The sequence below is a fragment of the Niveispirillum sp. genome, from assembly GCF_052437035.1.
Taxonomy (GTDB): Bacteria; Pseudomonadota; Alphaproteobacteria; order Azospirillales; family Azospirillaceae; genus Niveispirillum.
Genome location: NZ_JBQVOH010000046.1, coordinates 1 through 661 on the forward strand (window position 1 = coordinate 1; position 661 = coordinate 661).

Genomic DNA, 661 nt, shown 5'->3' on the forward strand with positions numbered 1-661 from the left:
GTGCTCGTCAAATTAAGGCTCGGCGCCAGCGTCATCAATTCGCGCGTATCGTTAATCCCCGATTTCTGGAGTTGCTCCGACGAGAAGGCCGAAACGGCGATCGGCACATCCTGCAGATTCTGCGAACGCTTGGTGGCGGTGACGATGATGTCGCCGCCATTGTCTAAAATCTCGTCCGGCGATACGTCTCCCTGCGCCGAAGCGAATGGCGCCCAGACCAATGCGGCGAGCGACAGCCCGCAACCGAGTTTCCTCTTCATATTTTCTCTCCCATTTTGCTTCTGATTATAAAGATGCGACAATCGCAGAGGTTGGATCGCCATTGCCGGACCGGACGCGCGTCCAGGCATCGCGCACGGCATCGGCGCCGCACACGGCTTCGATCGTCAGCCAGCCGCGCGAAGCGTCGATGAAATCGCGCGTGGCATTGCCGAGCGCTACGTCGAAACCCGTCGGACCGAGTTCAGCCACAGCAGCGATGATGGCATCGGGGGCGAAGAAAAATTCTTCATCGGGTTTTTCCACGCCTATTTCGCCCGCATCCCGCCCATGGGTCATGCCGACCCGGCAAAGGTGGACGGGCCGCGACCGGCCGCGCAGACGGTCGAGCAACGTCTGGTTCCCCGAAAAATCGACGATCGCGACGCCGGAAACGTCTGGC

At 60.4% G+C, this 661-nt stretch carries 1 protein-coding gene and 1 pseudogene; both read right to left on the reverse strand.

Annotated features, from left to right (window positions below):
* A pseudogene (locus ACT6Q8_RS25595) lies at positions 1 to 260 on the reverse strand (hypothetical protein); the annotation flags it as partial.
* 25 nt (positions 261 to 285) lie between these two features.
* On the reverse strand, positions 286 to 661 hold a 376-nt coding region (locus tag ACT6Q8_RS25600), incomplete at its 5' end, for a DUF2855 family protein (RefSeq protein ID WP_444739490.1).